3 protein-coding genes are annotated in these 17,172 nt (G+C 54.8%); all 3 read right to left on the bottom strand.

Annotated elements, in window-relative coordinates; translation table 11 throughout:
• Nucleotides 1–4 precede the first annotated feature (4 nt).
• Nucleotides 5–1,846 carry a GAF domain-containing protein gene (locus O3C79_RS08315; protein WP_494385548.1) on the bottom strand — a complete coding sequence of 614 codons (1,842 nt, stop codon included), beginning with the start codon at nucleotides 1,844–1,846 and terminating at the stop codon, nucleotides 5–7.
• 13 nt (nucleotides 1,847–1,859) lie between these two features.
• Entirely contained in the window at nucleotides 1,860–2,210 is a 351-nt protein-coding gene (locus O3C79_RS08310) for a DUF3467 domain-containing protein (protein ID WP_076462711.1), read from the bottom strand.
• 246 nt (nucleotides 2,211–2,456) lie between these two features.
• Nucleotides 2,457–16,772: an LEPR-XLL domain-containing protein gene (locus tag O3C79_RS08305; protein ID WP_494385547.1), complete on the bottom strand. Its 14,316-nt coding sequence runs from the start codon at nucleotides 16,770–16,772 to the stop codon at nucleotides 2,457–2,459.
• Nucleotides 16,773–17,172 lie beyond the last annotated feature (400 nt).

Raw genomic sequence — 17,172 nt, 5'->3', positions numbered from 1 at the left:
TTGCCTAAGGCATCCATTTCCAGAGCTGCAGCTGTATCCAGCCGACCAAACGCCGGGTCCAGATCCAGATCAGCTTGCGCTCACCGACTTCGATTTTGGCTACCCCTTCCATGCCGGGCCTGAGCCCTTCACCCTGATTCTCCAGTCGGGCTTCAACTCGGAAAAAGTTGCCTCCTTCTTCCGCCTGAGTCACCGGTGTTACGCGCTCCACTCGAAGGGGAAAACGATCATCCGGAAGTGCCGACAGAATCAACTCGCCCGTTTGCCCGCTTTGCATTTCACTGATATCGCGTTCATCCACTTTCACAACGATGCGGTACCCTTCCTGCGGCGCTAACTGAAACAGGGTGTCGCCCTGGCGCACGGCACTGCCAAGGGACTGGCTGAGATCACCGGCAACGACCAAAGCATCAAAGGGCGCCACCACGCGGGTGCGCTCAATACGCTGCTCAAGCAGGCCAATTTGCGCGTCAGCTTCTTCAATCTGAGCACCCAGAACACCGATTGCAGCGCGATCACCTTCAGCGCGGGCCTGCTGCATCTCGGTTCTGTACTGGATACGTCGGCTTTGCCAGGCATGTAACTCCAGCTGCAGGTCCCGATCATCCAGCTGTGCCAGCAGGTCGCCCTGCTGTACCTCATCCCCTGCCCGCACATTGGCCTGGGCGATAAAGCCATCAAAAGGCGCTGCCGAAATTCGTTGTACTTCCCCTTCCAGCACGGCATCACTGGTGACCCGAAACGGCACCACGGCGAACTGGAAAAACACCACAAGCAGAAGCAGGCCCAGCAGAAATAACTTACGCCCCAGATACCCCGGCCCGAAAATACGCCCCAGCCCTTGTCTGGATGCACCCAGCACCTTGGCCGGTAAAGGCCGATCATTCTGCCACTTGGCATCCAGTATGGCCCCCACCAGCCCGGATGCGGCGCTGCAGGTATCCAGGTCATATTCACTCAGTTCACGCCCTTCCGGGAATTCAAAGGTCATGGCACCGAAAATCCGGTCACCTGAGACCAGTGGGATACTGAGAATTCTGCCACCGGTTCCATGCAGGCGTGCCAATTCAGCATGGGCGCGACATACCGCCGGCTCGGTATCTTCGTTTTGGGGATAGATGATTTCACGCGACTGATCGACCGCCTCTTCCATGGCGTATTCCAGCGCACGTACCAGGTTCATGCGCCGGGTGAAATTGGCGGTATGGGATATTCCCAGCATACGGATATGCTGGCCATGCAGCCGTCCCAGGGAAACACGGTCACATTGAAAGCGGCTGCAAAGCTCTACCAGGACAAGATTGCCCGCAACGCCGAACTGTTCGTGGTCTGTCGCCAAGGCTGCCAACTCCAGCACATGGCCGGCTCGATCAACGACTTGCCGCAGCTCTCCCACTTCATCTTGAAGCAGGTGTTTTTCCAGCCATGCAGACCCCCACTGCAGCTGCCTTAGTGCAGCCTGTAGATCCGCGTCGTCTACCCGCCGGACCAGCAAGGCCACCACACCACACACACGATTTTCTCCCATGACCGGGAAGGCCAGGCTATGAGTGGCATCCGTACTTTGGTCAGCTTCCAGGCGCCGAACCAACCCCTGACGCCTGGCCAGTGCCTGTTCAGTCGCCTGCATGAGTGTTGGCAAGGGTGTGCGGCCCGCGGGCCAAACCGCCACCGGGCGAAAGCGCTCCTCACCCGGCGGGGCAAAAACGATAATACCGCTGACAACACCGCCCACCATTTCAATCTGCAGTGTCAGCCAGCCCGAGAAAAACTCGCTGTCTTCCACTGAGTGGGTCAGTTGGCGCCAGCTGACACTATCAAGCAAGCCTGCCCGCTGAGCGGTCATGGCCTCAGCTCCTTCAGCCGTTCATTGCAGTCGCGGCCGGTTTGGCTGCGGTAGGCTCGATATTGATTTCGCCGTAGCGACGCTCATGTTCCTTCATTACCGCCGCCAGCAAGGTGAGCAGGCGCTTGGCTGCATGAGGGTTGAGCATGATGCGATTGGTGAGATGAACAACCAGCTCCTTGTCGCTGGCGTTCCAGGTTTGGTTGGTACCGAAAAACAGTGTGAACTCTTCCCGGCTGCTGACGGCATTAACGACGTTGGCATAACTGCTGGCCATTTGAGAGTCATCCCAGCTGACCTTGGGGGTTGTGGGGCGTTTTTCGCTTTTAGCCTGATCGAACGATTGAGCGTCTGAAGTTGCCATGATCTCGTATCCTTCATCTGGTTTATGCTGCTTCCACCACTTGAGCATCACTGTCTTGCGTGATCACTCAGACTGCTTATTCACTATAGACCACTGAGACCTGTGTAACCGCCGAGATACGTGGGTTTTAAGGCTGAATTGTGACCCCGTTTGAGGTCACTTAAGGACGCTTATTTCAGGCTGCATACACAAATCTGGCCACCCCGAAGGGTGGCCAGTGGACACAGTGTTCAGATCACCCTCCTTTTATCGTTTCAGTGGATGGTTTGCGCTCTTGTCTGCCAACTGATCCAGCTCAAACAGGAACTCAGGGAAGGCAGACACTCTGGAACCACTTGCGGCCTTGGCTGGCACATGGCTACTGCCAGAAGCCTCAGTCGATGACCAATCCACCAGCCCATCAGCATGGGCATTTGGACTGCCCTCTGAATACTCGCCAGCCACATCCAGCACATACTCGAATACCTGACCATCGCTTGGTCCAGTTGCAGGGTCATCGTCAACCAGGCTGGTTTCAACCTCGCGCTCACCCTCAGACAAGCTGGCCGACATGAGGTCTTCGCCATCACCGGCGTGACCTTCAACACCAATGGCATGGCCCATCTCATGCATGACGGTGCTCAGCAGATCCATACCGTCTACTTCAGAGGTGCTATCAAACTCGACATCGTCCAACGGGGTATCATCCACAAACCAACCGTAGCCTGCGGCTGTGCCATCGATCAGGATACGGCCATCCGGCAGAGTCATGCCAAGTGTCTGTCCCGGAAGGTCAGTGATAACAAAGTCATCAACACTCAAGGCTTCAATGGACGGACGATCGCCCAGTATTTCAGCCCAACGCAGTTTGCCGGCATCGACCATCAGGGCCAGCTGCTCTTCAGTGAGTATCTGGTCCGCACCGACAGGATCAGCCGCCGGCTTGTCAGCCACCTGATTTTCACCATTCAGGTAGGCCGGGTCATCGGTCGCCAGAGTCAGGCTATCGAAGCCAAGGCTACCGCTGCTGACCAGTACACCCATATCGCCATCGTTAACCAGGCTGTTATACACATGGCCGGTGACGGCAGTGCCATCTACACTCACGCTTACACCGCCGCCAAGTGCACTCAGGCCCAGTGTATGATCGCCGTTGCCTGTGAGTTTGACATCAATACTGGTGTCAATCTGCGCCCCCTTGTCGGTGACATGGCCCATTTGCAATTCGCCGCTATCCATATCCAGGGTGACGAACTTGTACTGGGTATAACTGTAGTAGTCGTATACCAGACCACCCTCACCGCTGCCAGAGAGCACCGTTTCCATAACCAGTTTGGCAAAGGACTGGATCTCGAACTCGGTGGTTGCCAGATCACCGCTGCTGCCGTTCAACAGACCGTCACTGACATTGAAGTCACCACTGCTCAAGCCAAGCGGGTTGCTGGCATCATCGAAGCTGTCCACTTTCTCCAGTGTGATCACCGGCGGCAGCTTCTGGATCTGCCAGTCATCGAAGCTGGCTCGACCGCCATCAGTAGCTACACCGAGGTAGCCATCATTAAGCGCTTCAGCGAAGTTGTGGCTGAGCGGATCCGCACCATCCACATAGAGTGTGGCGACTGTGCCGTGCATCACTAGCGTAAGATCGTAAGACTGACCATCGCGCAGACGCAGGTTGGATTGGGTATCCACTGCCCAGCCCCACTCGGTACGATGACCGATCTGCACCTTGTCGGTACCGGCTTCCAGACCGGCAAACTTGAAGTTCTGCTCATCCTGATAGTCGAAGATGATGTAGGCGTTGGACTTCCAGCCGGCACGATCTTTTTCCATATTAACGCTAGCCAGAATTTCCATATATTCCGGCTGATCCGCATCGAGGTAATACAGGGAGATGGCTTCTGCACCCTGAGTCTCCGGGGTTACGCTATAAGCGCCTGAACCTGTTGCCCAGCTTCCGGACAGTTCGGCAAAGGCCAGGATATTGTTATTGCCCTGTCCGCCACCGTTGCCGCCGCCATTACCGTTGCCGGATTCATCGGTGAACAGCTCACGACGCATGATTTCACGCGGTCCCTGCAGGTTACCCGGCTGAGGATCAGATGGCGCGCCAGTCTGATCATTCCAGTCGTAGTCACTTTGCAGCACCATGCCCAGCTCACCGAAGGGCTCGTAATTACGGGCCGGATCCGGATCATCGGTACGTACATCGTCGTTTTTCTGTTCTACGAACAGACCGCCATCCGGCAGGGTCTGGTCGGCACCATCGCTTTCCGACAGGTCGTACAGGTAATCCTGCAGGTGTGGCTGCAAGCTGCGGCTGATATGGAAGGCACCGAAGGGGCTGAAGGGCACGATGTAACTGTTGTACTCGCCTACCCAGTCGATGGAACGGTCAGCACCGGTGTTGAGGATCATCACGTCGCGGCCAGAACCGGCATAGACGATGTCCGAATAGGCCTGGAAAGCATCCGGGTCGTCATTGACGCCACCGTTTGTGGAATGATCATCATCCATGTTGATCAGATCCGAACCGCGGCCACCGTACATGTGGTCACGTCCGGTACCACCGACGATCCAGTCGTTACCCAGGTCACCGAAGATGCGGTCGTTACCGTCGTTTTTAAGATCAACCTGGTTATCCGGGAAGGCAGTTTCATCGGCACCTTCGGAAGCATCGAAGTTGAGCAGGAAATCTGCAACATCATGATCAGGGAGGTCAGCAAGGGCTACGCGTTCTCCGGTATCCAGATCTATCCAGATTCGTTCACGCGGGAAGTACTCATCGTAGAGCGCAAATTCATCCGGTTTGGCGTTGCCCTCGAAGCGCAGGATATCGCCCGGGTTGTAAGGTGCAATCGCGTACCAGAACGGGTTGGCTTGAGTACTGCTGCCACCGACACTAGGCGCCTGTTGCTGTTCTTTCAGCAGATCGTTCACCGCCGTGAAGGTGGTGCCATCGGCGGCGTAGTAGAACGGCAGGGCCTCAGCACCGGACACGGCGTCGTCACCGTCACCGGAGTGGATCCAGTCCGTACCCCAGCCACCGAAGATGATGTCATTGAACTGCTGGGCGCTGGCATCAGAGGTGGTGCGGAAAGCGATCAGATCTGCGGTGCGTTTCAGCTCGCCATCCACATTGATCACCGCACGCTGCAGGTTCCCCGGAGTGGAAATTTCCAGATTGGTTTCATCCAGAGCAGCTACGCCGTAGAGGGATTCACCATAGTCGGTGCTGTTACGGCTGGTATAGAGCAGACCGTCATCACCCAGAATACCGTCGTTGCCGGTACCACCGGAGACCCAGTCATTGCCGTGCTCGCCGTAGAGATCATCGTTACCGGCGTTGCCGAAGAGGACATCGTCGCCATGCATACCGCGCAGGATGTCATCACCGGCCTCACCGAACATCAGGTCGCCTTTGCCGATACCCTGATCGAAGCTCAGGGTGAAGGTATTGGTGCCTGCGTCGTAGCCCACGTCATAGCCGTAATCGAGCAAGTCGATAGAACGAACGCGGATTTCAGGGTCGGTTTCGTCGTAGTTGTCGTAGTTGAACTGGAGATAATTTCCGTCACCATCCACCATCCGGTAGATATTGCCGTTATCGCCCAGCATCACATCGGCATCCTGACGATGGCCACCGCTTTCGTCATTACGATCCAAACGGTCAGGATCACCGGAGGCACCGTACATCAGGTCAGCCCCATCGGGGCGCAGGCTTGAGTCATCATCAAGGCCAAAGAGGCTTGAGCTGCCACCGATCATGTCATCCTGACCCAGACCACCGTACATGCGGTCGTTACCACCGTTACCTTCCATGTAGTCATCGCCATCCGTAGTGGCGTTTTCGACCAGACGCAGTCCCAACTGGCCGGTACTGACAAGGCCGGTTGTCCAGGCACTGACGCCCAATGCAAATGAAGGATCGATACCCAGTCCTGCGACATAAGGCCCCAATGCGGTACCCAGCTCGACGTAGCCATCACCTTGCATGATGTCATCGCCCAGCTGACCGAACATTTCGTCATCGTCGGCACCACCGGTCATTACATCGTTACCAAAGGTGTGGGACGCACCCGGATCGCTCACGGCTGCGGCTTCAATGGTATCACTGTGATCCAGCAAGCGGATATCGCGGCCTGCACCATGATCCGGGTTGGCCTGATCAATTTCAGCAATGTTGGCCGAGAAGGACTCGTCCACCAAAGTTCCAGCCACATCAACCTGATTCAGCTCATAGAGCAATCCACCCTCACCCACCATCTGGAAGCGCGGACTGGTGCTGCCACCGTCCTGGCGAATAATCACGGCATTATCACCGGCTACGGAATCGTTGCCAGCACCGGCGTCGAGGATGTCGTTGATATTATCCAGGTCGGTCGGATCCCAATCCTTGAGAGCCTGATCAGCGGCAAAGTCATAGTCGGATGAAATCAGGGTTTCCTGCTCATCAATGCCACCTTCGACGTTATGGCCACCGATGAGGTCATCGTTGCCCAGACCACCGAAGAGAATGTCATCGCCCTGCTGACCGAGCATGATGTCGTCATTGCCGTTACCGAACATTACATCGTCACCACCGGCATGCTCTTCTGCAAAATCGATGGCAAAGAAGTCATTCTTCAGGAAGTCATCGTTACTGGCTGCCAGACTCGGATACACTTTGGCATGGTCACCAAAAATTAGATCCTTGCCATCGGCACCATCTGCTCCCGTACCACCACCGAAGTCGCCACCATCACCGCTGTCACCCCAGAGGCGATCGCCTCCAGTGCCGCCCATGATGGTATCCTGGCCTCCGTTACCGAAGATCACATCACTGCCGCCGTCAGTGGGAGCAATGGTCATTATACGGTCGAGGGTGCCCTTGTTGGGTGTCTCGCCATCCAGGTCAAAGGTACCCAGCTCACTGCGTCCTGCTACGGAGTCGCTGTCGAGGACCCAGTCAACTCGGCCGTTGTCGCCCAGCAGGCTATCGTTGCCTGCGGCACCGGTCATCAGGCCCAGCTCATCCAGCTGGGTTTCGCCGTAGAGGGTATCGTCACCGATGCCCCCCATGGCCAGATCATCACCGTCATCGCCATGGATAACATCGTTACCGCCTGTATCGGTATCCGTAGACTCCAGTACCAACGGCATTTCATTTTCCATCAGCAGCTGGCCATTATCCCCCAGCAGCCAGTCCTGGCTACCGGCGATGGCAGACTGCCAATTGCCGCTGTTGGCGAACACATCGCCATGAATTTCATCATTATCGGCGCCGCCAAAGACGATATCGGAACCGCTGTTACCGAAGATGGTATCCTCGCCGCCCAGGCTTGGGCTGGTCGTACGCACCTCATCAATAGTGAGCGGGTCACCATCATCTTCGCTTGGGCCGTTGTAGTGGATCACGCCCAGGTCGCCCAGGATAATGTCATCATAGTGACCCAGCCCGAACACACTGCCCTGAGTTTCACCCTCACCCGAGAGATGGTCATCTCCGACACCGCCGACGATGAAGTCACGGCCATCGTTACCTTCGATGGTGTCATCTCCGCCATCGCCGTCCAGGGTATCCGTCGCGGTTATGCTATCGACAAGTCCCAACACATAATCGACACGTCCCTGGTCACCGAAGAGGATATCGCTGGCCGGAGCAGCAGCAACGGTGTTGTTTTCGTTATCCCCCTGAATCCAGTCATCCCCGGCGCCACCGAGTACAAGATCCTCGCCATCGTTGCCATGGATTTCATCATCGTGCCCCAGACTGAAATCGGTGGAGCGTACCAGCACCCGCACCGGGTTTTCCGGGTCGTCATAATCGGCGCTGTAGATGACTTCACCTTCGTCACCGATGAGGATGTCATCGCCCTCGTCGCCGAACAGCTGGTCCGGCTCGGGGTTACCGTTCACACCACCGATGATCACATCATCGTGCTGGTTACCGCGGATGACATCGTTATCACCATCCGTGTTAGCTGTATCGGTTGAGCGCACCTCGCGAATCAGCCCCAGGGTCAACAACACCTCACCCTGGTCACCAATCAAAATATCGGCGCCGGCATCGGCGTCATCAATGGATGCGAAGCCGGTCGGATCTCCACCCTCATTCAGGGTGAATATATCGTCACCGTAGAGATGGTCTTCGCCACCACCGCCGATCACGATATCAGCAGCAGCACCACCTGAAATCCAGTCATCACCGGTCAGATCAAAGTTAAGTGTGCGTACGAAGTCGAGGGTATCGATATCGGCATCATCAACGAAGGAGAGTTCACCGTTGTCACCGACAATGACGTCCTTACCTTCGCTACCGGTAACCTGGTCATCGCCGGGACCGGCAAAGACAATGTCGTCACCGCCACCACCGGCGATCAAGTCATTGCCATTGACTCCGGGACCGTCGATATCAACGGTATTCATGGTTGCAAGCACCGCGCGCAGGTTATCGACATCCAACTGTCGATATACATCCGCATGGTCACCAGCAATGATGTCATCGCTCTGCAGCTCGCCATCGGCATCACCATTGATCACATCGCCACCACTGCCACCGATGATGATGTCAGCGCCCAGAAAGCCTTCAATCTCGTCTCGGCCACCGTGGTCATGGTCCAGCGAATGCAGCTCGGTGAACAGCGAGATGCCTATATCTTCGTGATATTCGAACAGGGCTTCACCGTTATCCCCGAATATCAGGTCTTCACCGCCGGCACCGGTAATGTCATCCAGCCCGCTGCCACCAAAGATGAAGTCATCATCGACACCACCGTCGATCTCGTCATTGCCGCTGGAGCTGGCTGCATTGATAGTTCGCAACGTTTTGGGGTCAAAGGTGGTGGCGGAATAAGTACCAGCTGGCAGAATCGGATCGCCCGCTTCGAAGATTTCCACTTCACCATCATCACCAAAGATGGCATCACGGCCTGCCGCCCCTTCAATTACATCGTCCCCGTCATTACCGAACAGGTAGTCCCCGGCTGAACCGCCGTAGAGGTGGTCGTTGCCGTCGTTACCGAACATGGCGTCCGAGCCGCGTCCACCGTACAGCCAGTCATCGCCGGTAGCGCTGCCAGTACCCATATCAAAGCGATCATCCGGGTCGGTAATGTCATCATCCAGGTCACCTCGAATCACATCGTTACCGTCTTCACCCCAGATGCGGTCGTTGCCCGCACCACCCGAGATCACATCATGCCCGGCGGTATTGTAGGCCGTAAGGTCCAGCGTGGGCCGTGTACCAAAACTGGCGGTTTCAGTGACAATGGTTTGACCGTCTGCTTCTGTGGCAAAGAAGGAATCCCCCCAGATCAGATCATTGCCCTTGTCACCGGAGATCCAGTCGGAGCCACCGCCACCACTGATCCAGTCATCACCGGTATTGGAGGCATTGATCAAGGCCGGCACCTGGCCGTTCATGGCAACGTTGAAGTCACCATCAATATCGAAGTCAAAGTCCCCCCAAATCAGGTCATCGCCCTGATCACCTTGCAGGGTATCGTTGTCCTCTCCGCCCGCGATCCAGTCGATATCCTGGCCACCCCAGACGCGATCATCGCCGCTGCCGGCGCTGATAATATCCTCACCCTGTTCACCCGTGATGATGTCATTACCACCATCACCCAGAATGATGTCGTCATCCAGGCGACCATGCAGGATATCGTTACCCATACCACCGCTGATTTTGTCATCACCGGAACCACCATCAATAAAGTCGTTATTACCTCCGCCCAACAGGGTATCAATGCCGGTTTCACCGTAGATTACGTCTTCACCACCGCCACCGATCAAGGTGTCATTGCCGGTTCCACCGGTCAGATCCGAGGTCAGGTATGAGCTTCCTGTCATGCCGGATAGATCGATGGTGTCATCGCCCAAGCCGGCATGGCCCATGATGTGGGTATACTTGCTCTGGCTGCCGTAGTTTTTGGTCCAGGATTCGCCACCGATAGTGGCTTCCACCATGACATTATCGCCAGATAGATAGACGCTGAAGTCTTCTGCCACGTCATCAGTTGGCCCATGAATACGCTCAGAGGCGTACTCACCCATATTGAGTCGCAGGGTACCGTCACCCATATCGGTTGCCAGCAACGGATCGGGCTCACAGCTGTATTCAAGATCCAGCAGTGGCAGGGACGGGCCAAACTCCCAACTTTTCTCCCACAGTCCCCAAAGCGCCTCAACGTAGACGAACAGTTTGGCCTCGATCAGCACCGAGTAGTCGAAGATGCAGATCACATTTTCCCAGGTGAACTCACCCGCCGCTTCGTCATAGAGGTAGGACCAGATTTCAGCAGGCCTCACCTTCATATCATCATTGGGGTCATTCAGATTGGCTGCTGCAGTAGCGAAGATACCGCCCCCGACACCCGCCTCTGCGACGCCGATATTGATCGCCAGAGCAGCTGTCAGCTGACCGGACAGTACAATTTCAGGCACATCCACGCCTGGCAGTGCCGGGGTATCATCGTAGATATAGAAACCGGCCATCAGGTCCAGCGGGTTGCTGAAGCCGTTGTCAGCAAAGGTACGGATACCATAGGTATCGTAACCAAAGGCGAAGTCGATCAGAGCATTGATACCCCCGCCAATGGTGACCCCGATCGGCCCCCAGATACTGAAGAACTGGCTGTATTCAAAACCGAATTCCAAGGGTGCCAAATCGAAGGAAATCAGGGTCATGTCACGACCAAACAGCAGCCCGATGACTTGAGTAGGATCTTCCAGGAAGGGGAAGATCAGGCCGTTATCGCTCATGCCTCCAAAGGCACCGCCGCTGGTCCCGGCCTGGCTCATGACACTGCCAGTTATACTGCCGGAGCCAAGCAGGGTGGTACCCAAGCCGCTCAGGCCACCATCGCCCAAGCCCGCAAGAATACTGCCAAAGCCTTCACCCTGATCCTGGAAGGTATTGGCTGTGTTGGCATCGGAAAGGTCTACCGCATCGGCGACATCACCGCCGAATTCAATCGGACCTATGCCCAGAATATCGCCAATATCAACAATGAGGTCCCCATTGTTCAGATCAAGTCCACTGACGGTGTCATAGAGGTCGGTTATGAAGGTCAGCGCATCCACCAGCCCCTGGTTGAGGTAACCGAACTGGGCCGCTATATCCAGCAGGGAAATATCCTGACCGGCCAAATCGGAAATCACAGGAATCGGTGAGGTCAGAATATCCAGCAACGGGTCGAAAGGCCCAACGATGGTCTGGATAATATCCACCACCGGCGAGAGGACATCCGACAGGAATGAGCCCACATTCAAGGTGATATTGTCGATCACAACCGCCGCGTTTTCAGGCAACGCCGTAGCAAAGTCGACAATGTCGCTGAATATATCCTGGGAACCAAAGCCCCACTGCAGGCTCAGGTCTGTACCAATACTCGGGAAGAGTGAGCCAAGCGTATCCAGGCCGATATCGATTTCGTCACTGAAGCCAAGGGACAGGCCCAAGTCCAGATCGACGCGGGCACCAAAGCCCACATCCAGATCGGCGTTGGGAATTTCACTGAAGGTGAGCTTGCCATCGCCATTACCGTCATCCAGATCTGCAGCGAAGCGGGCAAAGAAGTCCTGGTAGTCACCGACGTTGTAATTGGTTGCGGTAGCCGTCAGGAAGCCCAGGTTGGCTTGCACCTCATCCGGGAGGGATACACTCAAATCCAGCGCGATCTCTTCACCGTCATCCGGTGCCAGCTTGAAGTAGAAACCTTCATTGAGGTTAACGCCCATTCCCAGGAACAGTGACCAGGCAAAGGCGGCTGTTAGTTCATCATCGATCTCCAGGCCCAGCACTGGTAAGCCCAGGTCCACATCACCGAAGCCCAGTTCGTACTCACCACCAAGGTCGAGGGCGAACTCAAAGCCGTCGGCCGCAGTGATCAGCTCCTCAATCGAGGCAAATTCACCCAGGTCATCCAAACTGCCTAAAAGATCTCCGGCGCCATCAACAAACTGAACCAGAATATCGCTGGCATCGGCAATGGTATCGGGCAGCGCCCCGATGGCATCAAAAGCGTCGTAAATCAGATCCTGCAGCTGCTCAAACACATTTGCCAGAAACTCGGGAGAGCCATCAATCAAATCCAACAGCGGCTGGACAACAGCACTGCGAATGTCTTCGATAAAGTCATCCGCGGCATCAAGCACATCGCCCAGGAAGGGAATATCATCTATACCACTCAGGCCAAAGAGTTCACCGGAGAAGAGGTCACCAATGGTGCCCAGCACCATATCGAACCCTTCGACAAATACCTGGATGGTGTCCAGTAAGCCAAGGTCATCAAAATCGATCAGGTCAAAGTTGGGCAGGTTATCAACGTCAAACTGCAGACCTGTAATCAGGTCGTCGAGCTCTGCAAGGAAGTCGAGATTACCCAGGAAAATGGATGAGCCGCCCAATTGGCCGAACACCGGCAATACGGCGTCAAAATCGAAATCCAGATCAAACACACCTTCCGCGCCCGATGTGATATCAGACAGCATGCTGCCGATATCCAGGCTGCTCAGGTCGAGTTTTCCGTCATACCCGTCCAGGTTCCAGTCCGGTAGCTGGATCCCAACATCCACTCCCAAGTCCAGCGAACCACCCTCGATGGAAGCCCCCAAAGGCCCTATGCTGGCCAGGAAACTGACTTCGGATGCGGAGCCTCCGCCACTGACATTGATTCCGGTCTCATCCGGAAAAATGTATATGAGGGGATCACCACTGGTAATGCTGCTTACATCAACACCGAAGGAGAGCCCCAAACCGGCCGCAAAGTCGGCACCGATATTGGCCGACCCCGCCAAATTGGCAAAGTCTTCAAACCCTGCACCGAGCAGATCCGAGAGCGCAATATTGACCGGCAGGAATACATTAGCCGCACGACTGAAATCGATATCGAAGCCCAGTATTCCCGGGCTATTGACCTCATAGGTCATGCTGATCAGGCCATCGGTCACCTGCTCCAGTGCTGCGTTAAGTGTACCGACCAGTTCCTGCACTGTAGCCGCGTCACTGTCGATCATATCGTCGATGATATCGACCATGCCGCCAACAAAGTCCAGTGCATCTGCCAGGTTAAGCCCAACCAGGGGTAACTGTTCACCCAGGAAGTCGATATCCACCAGTTGCTCAAGGAAGCTGCGCGCCTGCTGGAAAACATCCAGCACATCGGCAAAGGCAAAGTCACCGAAGTGTTTCAGCTCCTCCAGGCCTTTAAGGTTCACGATAAGATCTGGATCGGCATAGTCAGTGCCTATTGGAATGCTGTCAGCTTGAGCCTCAAGGGTAATGCCATCACTAAAGCCGGTAATATCGCCCACCAGAATTTCGATGGCAGGAGGCGCCAGCCCTCCGAGATAGGTCTGGAGGTCATCCAGCACACCACCCGTACCGCTTATGGACAAGCCTTCAAGGGCCAGATCCACATCACCGCTCACATCCACATTGGCGACGGCATCCATATCACCCAAAGACCCCAGCAAGGACTCTATATCCGTTATGTCACCTACCCCTGCCAATGTCCGAGTCTCGAAGCTGCCGCTAATCGAAGCTGACAAGCCGCCATCAACACTGCCAAAATCCAGACCCAGGAAGCCGGCGTTCAGTGAGCCCGTGCCGCTGGCATCCAACTCTATAGTGGCACCAAAGCTGGCATCACTGACAAAGGCCAGGCTCTCCTCACGCTTGCTGGCCGCCATATCATTTTCCAGACCCAACTCGGTCTGGGCAGTACCCGATACATTGGTAATACGGATCGAACGAATAGTATCGGCATCCACAGCAGAGAAGACGAGACGACCACTTTCTATACCTGCAACGACTCCGGCAGGCAGTTCAGCATTGATATCTTCAACCAGGTCATACAGGGAGGCATTATCACCGGTATCAGCAGACAAAATGGTGACTGCTGTTGCAGTGGTAACACCACCGGAGTCCGTGGCTTCAATGGTAAATTCGGCATCACCCGTGAGCTGCCCGGTTTCAGCAACACCGCTATCCTCAAGTACATCAGAGTCAGCACCAACCGATACCTCAGCCGCGCTGCTGCCATTGACCAGCCCCAACTCTTTCTGAGCAACTGCGTTAATCCCTTCAACACGAATGGAAGAACCATCACTGGCAAGAACCTTGAAACCCTGATCATCAGGCGTCGAGACATTGTCAACAACGTTCAACGGCTCGACACTAACGACCGAAGCGCCAAAAGCGGTGTTAATTGCTACTTCCATGTCGTCCAAAAGATCCGACACACTCGTGTTGCTGCCGTCATCAGCGACTGTGATCTGGTGGCTGGTGCCATCGATGATCACATCAAAGATGGCATCACCACTGAGAATGCCGTTTGAGGGCAAGGGTGAGGTTGTCGCTGACTGGCCATCGTTGAAACCCAGCTTGGCGAACTCCAGCGCATCCCCTTCCAGCAGCTCAATCGTGACCGGTGAAGGCAATACCTGAACAAACTCGGTCGTATCGTCACCTGGATCTTCAGTGCCGTTGTTATCAGTCACGATTTCCGCTGTATAACTATCAACGCTGATCACCAGGCGACCGGTATCCGGATCCACGACCACATTAATATCACCTTCGGCATAAACTGCATCGATAGCATCCTGAATGGCCGTTGCCAGACCATCCAGATCGGTGTAGTTGCCGGCAGCAAGGTCAACATCAACGGCTTCGCGGCCTGCTACTTTAAGGCGGAATTTGATATCTGATGAAATACTGGGAGAGGCTGCATTACCGCCACTATTGAAATTACTGTAAAGCGCAAACAGTGCCTGAGTGGATGTAATTGCAACTTCAGCCGGGTCAGACAAATCCATGCCCAGGGTAAAGTCCATACCGAGGTTTGAGTCACCGGTGAAACCACCAGTGGCATTGACATCACCCACCTGCCCCAGGTCGAAGCTGAAGTCGAACCCTTCATCGATGGAGACTGTTTGTGCCAACGCAAAGTCGAACGACAGCACCAGAGTATCGGCATTATAACTGGGCACGAGGTCGGCAAGGCTTCCGGGCAGGAGGCTATTGAGGTCAGACGCCAACTCCTGTACGGAAATGAACGTCGGCACATCGGCAGTACCGGAGATACCACCGGAAGACGTCGGCACTTCATCATACAGATCATCGATTAGTGCATGGATATCACTGGTAAAGCCCAACGCATCCAACAGAGAAGTAGCACTTACAAATGGAAGATCAAAGCCGAAGAGGTCGAGGTTATTCTCAAGAGAAGAAAAGTAGGTTTCCAACTGGCGGAGAATATTGAGGAACCCTTCGTCGGTCATATTCCGGAAAGGCGTAAGCGCATCAAAGTCCAGCAAAGAAATTATAGGAGCTGTTCGAGGATCGTCGCTCCCGGGAGGCTGAAGCGCTGCATCGAAGGGGTCGCCACTAAGCTGAATAACCGGGTCGAGCAGGTCGAAGGCGTCATCAAAGCTGGCAACACCTATTGTTTCTACATCGATATTCAGCAGCACATTCAGTGCCCCATCAGTACTGACGGACACATTATCGGTAACATAATCGACATCACCGAGTTCGGTGAAGGTGATACCGTCACCACCACCAGGATCAGCGAATTCAGCCACTGCTTCGGCTGTCAGCTCGAAGGTTGAACCTGCACCGTTACTTATTTCCAGAAAGCCTATCTGAAAATCGAAAGCACCGACTGTAGTTGATGTGTCCACCCCGGCCCGGACTTGTGTATCACTGCCCAGGTAGAAGTCGGAAGTTGCTGCGTCGACAAATAAGTGCTCTTCATAGATCGGATCATTATTTTCATCTACTCCGACTTCAACATCTTGCAAGTCAACCGCTACACTGAGGCCAGTCAGGGTTTCAAAGCCGAAATGGCTGTCGATTGTCACTTCCGGCATTCCGGCAACGCCATTGGCATCGCTGGGGTAGATCAGTCCCAGCAGGTCGGCACCCCTGCCAAGGTCAAAATGGAAAGTATCGCTTCTGCTCAGCTCAACGCCGACGTCAAAGGTCAGCTCATAGGCCCCTTCACCGACTTCTGCCGCCGGGTCCATGGCAAGACTTCCAGCGCTGACCGTCAGATCGAAGTCACCAAAAGACACACTTTCGCCATTCAAGTGGTCTATCAAGTCAGAAACATGCGAGCCCACTAAGCCCAGGTCGTCGAACAGTGCCTCAATACCGCTACGAATCACATCCGATATTTCAAGGGTGTCATTCCCGTTGAAATCATAGAAAGCGAAGGCGGACATATCGATGTCGGCGACATCACCAACAAAATCATTCTCAGGGTCAAAGCCGGCGTCTATCAGCTGACCGGTAAAGTCCATCAGTGACGCAAGATCTACAGCTCGGTGATCATTTAAGAAGTTGCCATCGTTATTGCCATCCTCTCCTGCACCATCGTACTCGCGATCCAGCAAAGCCGGCAGGTCAATATCGAGGTTGGTTTCCAGATCCAGCGTTCCCTCAACTTCTTCGAGCGTATCAAACAAGCGATCGAAACCGGCTTCAAATGCCGTTGCAAAATCACTGGTGAGGTCCGGATTATCCAGAAAATCCTGAATAGCGATGGCACCCAAATCCGCATTCAATAACAGGCGAGGTTCAAGGGCCTCAAGCATGTATCGATGTCGCGGGATTTGGGCGGCGGCTCGCCGCTCAGTCGATCGCTGCCACAGGTTTTGCAGAGGAGAAACAGCAGGTGGGTGATATGCACGTTTTTCACGTGGACGAATGCGGTGTCGACCTTGATTACGGGCGCTAACTCTCATTGGGTGCCTCCAGATGAGATTAACCGATGCTCGGTTTACTTAGCTCGCCCCTGAATCCCTAGGGATTCAACTACGGATAGCGAAACAACTTCTTTTCACAAACCGGGTCAATAACACCTTTTAACCGGGTATAACACTGGTGATCTGGAGTCGGGCTTTTAGCCGTAATTGTCAATGGATCAACTCTGTAACCAGGGCTTCCCTGATGTGCATCCTGCGAAACATTAATTAAAAACTGTATTCATCCATA

The organism is Marinobacterium sp. NO-S09 (genome assembly GCF_059179545.1).
This window is presented reverse-complemented; position numbering and strand designations above follow the sequence as displayed.

Bases quoted from the DNA above. Each gene is read 5' to 3' on its own strand.
- O3C79_RS08315 (WP_494385548.1), bottom strand. From the start codon at position 1,846: ATGACCGCTCAGCGGGCAGGCTTGCTTGATAGTGTCAGCTGGCGCCAA.
- O3C79_RS08310 (WP_076462711.1), bottom strand. From the start codon at position 2,210: ATGGCAACTTCAGACGCTCAATCGTTCGATCAGGCTAAAAGCGAAAAA.
- O3C79_RS08305 (WP_494385547.1), bottom strand. From the start codon at position 16,772: ATGCTTGAGGCCCTTGAACCTCGCCTGTTATTGAATGCGGATTTGGGT.